We start from the raw sequence: 2619 nt of genomic DNA on the forward strand, positions 1-2619 counted from the left end.
ACTAAACTTCCCTCGGACGTGGGGAGGAGGAAATTGGACCGAGCCGGCGTGGGCCAAGGGCGGAGGAGGATTCCAATTTCTTGGCCTTTTGGTTATCCCGATAATTATCGCGGAGGCTAAGCTAAAAGTGACAAAGAACCAAAATCACCACAAATAACAACTACCTGCCTTGGCGAAAAGCCCTTGGAATTCATTCCTTTCCCTTAGCCAAAGACAAACAACCACGACATTCCAATTCCCACGGGTTCCACCCGTGGCTAATCAAGGTTGAAGCCTTCCTCAGCGTCAGGCAGGCCCTTCAGGCTTCTCGGATATTGAACGGGAAAGGGGAAGCTTATTTATTAAGTTTTTTTTTCAAGGCATTGTACTGATCTGCATGTTTTTTCGGATTGGTATCCTTTAACCTTTGCAAATTTTGAATTTTCCAACGAACGGATGGGAAAAGCTGAAAATCATATTTTGTCCAGTTCGGAGTCAGGTTCTTTACGCTTAAAAGAAAATCTTTATCCTCATCTATCAAATTTTTGTGGATCACTTCGATAAGTTTAAACCTTATTTCTTCATATTCTTTGTAGCTAAATTCTTCGGTGGTCATGCCTTCGAATTGATTTGTTAATGCAGATCGCTGATCCTGTAGGTTAGGGTATATAACCTCATGGATTGGTCTTTCACTCCCAAGGAGGCATAGTAAAAAGCCTCTTTTTACTTCGTTAGAAAACCCTTCATTTGCTAGCAAATATTTTACATCAAATAAATCCCTAGGATGCTGCCGGTCTAAGGCAGCGCATATTTTCCCACCATATAATTGTCCCAAAGGCACTACAGGAATGACACAAAAAGCATTAAACTCATTTTGTGCCTTATCACATAAAACCATATCTTCAGGAGGAATATATGTGCCCCTGCCTACTAGGTTTACCTCCAGTTTTATACTTGCATTTCTAGTTGAAATCTGAAGCTTTGCGATATCAGACCTGTGTATTACCGTTACACTTGGAATAACAGACTCAATCCTTGATTTTGTACGTTCCAGTGCTTTATTGATGTTTATCATGGAGGTTGCTCTGTCCTCTATAGGGACATAAGTAAGATCTATATCTACAGATAAGCGCGGCATTTCTCGAATAAACAAGTTAATTGCCGTACCACCGTGAAGAGCAAAACATTTTTCTCTAGCCACTTCAGGAAGAACATCCAATAAAAGTTTTATCTGATTTTTATAGCTTTGTTGTGCCATACTCTTTCAACTCTCTTGGGACTGTGATTTGATATTTGGGTATATACATACCATTTTTCACAAAACTCCTTTTGCCTGTCCCTAAATCCACTTCATCAAGCTTGATATATGGAAACCAGGAATGACCAGCTTTTTCAGCAAGATATAAAAAGAGACGTTTTACTTTAACTGAACCACATTGTTCCAGGAGTTCCTGGACAGCATTTGGTCTTAAATTATTCAATCCTTCCATTAACTCGAAACACTCCATAAGGCTATGTTCTTTTGGTACCAGATATAAGCATTCAAACATGGCCCGGGCTGGACCCGATACTTTGATTTTGAAATTCTTTATTTCAAAATCAATCAGACCTGTATTGGGAGGAAGAAAATTTGAGGCATGGTAAGCAATTTGAACCCCCCAATCATATTGTTTAAACCAGGTGGGTAACTGCTCTTTGGCTGTACTAAAGAGAAACACTTTACTTGTGCCCAGTTCCAGGTAATGCCCTTTTCCTAACATCGACAAGGCAGTTCTCCCGGCTGGATGTGTGTGAGAGTTGGCTTGATTTTGAAGAGCGTATACAGCTCCTTCATACCCAACCTTATCTCCAGCTCTAATCATGGCGCCAGTACCGATAGATTGAAACCAGTGGCTCTTCCTATATCGTTTTTGCAGATCCAGGCTATATCCCTGATCCGATAGCCAGCTGCTGATAAACACAATTCCGGAGGCTTGGGAAGTCAGTAATTGGTTTATTTTCGATGTGATATTGTTACTCATAGTACCAATATATTGAATTTTATAAACTAAGACAAAAAATTGTTTATAATTTGAAGGATTTGGGTATCTAAAGTACCTAAAATGAAATTTATATAAACTATCCATTTATGAAATTATACCGTCTCAGTTAGAATCGACAATATAAAACACAGGTTTTTTCTTGCGGAAAATCAAATTGGAAGCGAATCAATATTGTGAAAAACACCCGCCCCAATTTGAAGAAGAGATATCAGCCTTGATTTTTTGGTTCCTTTTTGATCAAGGAAAAAGTGACAAAGAACAAAAATTGCGATTAATGTCATCCACCTGCCTTGGCGAAAACCCTTCGGGATTCAATCTTTTTCTTTAGCCAAAGACAATCAACCCCGACATTCCAATTCCCACGGGTTCCACCCGCGGCCATTCAAGGTTGAATCCCTTCAGGCTTCGCTGATATTGGCCGGCAAGGAAGGAAGGAGTGGTCTGTGGGGACACAGACCACGGTTAACCGGAAGAAAACGATATCTTCGCACCAAACTTCCTCTGGATAAAAGGACGGCCTATATATCTGCGGTTTTTGGCAGGCATCGGAGAGCGTGAAGAAAATGAGTTAGCTCACGAAGGTTCACCGAGTGAGATC

The 2619-nt window shown here is 40.5% G+C and carries 2 protein-coding genes; both read right to left on the reverse strand.

What is annotated here, in order from left to right:
- Positions 1-334: 334 nt before the first annotated feature.
- Positions 335-1237: a nucleotidyl transferase AbiEii/AbiGii toxin family protein gene (locus tag F824_RS0123415; protein ID WP_019600376.1), complete on the reverse strand. Its 903-nt coding sequence runs from the start codon at positions 1235-1237 to the stop codon at positions 335-337.
- On the reverse strand, positions 1218-2000 hold the full coding sequence (locus tag F824_RS0123420; RefSeq protein ID WP_026333890.1) for a type IV toxin-antitoxin system AbiEi family antitoxin: 783 nt from the start codon (positions 1998-2000) through the stop codon (positions 1218-1220). Before F824_RS0123420 ends, F824_RS0123415 begins: the two co-directional genes overlap by 20 nt.
- Positions 2001-2619: the final 619 nt, after the last annotated feature.

This window comes from Rhodonellum psychrophilum GCM71 = DSM 17998, from assembly GCF_000381545.1.
Taxonomy (GTDB): Bacteria; Bacteroidota; Bacteroidia; order Cytophagales; family Cyclobacteriaceae; genus Rhodonellum; species Rhodonellum psychrophilum.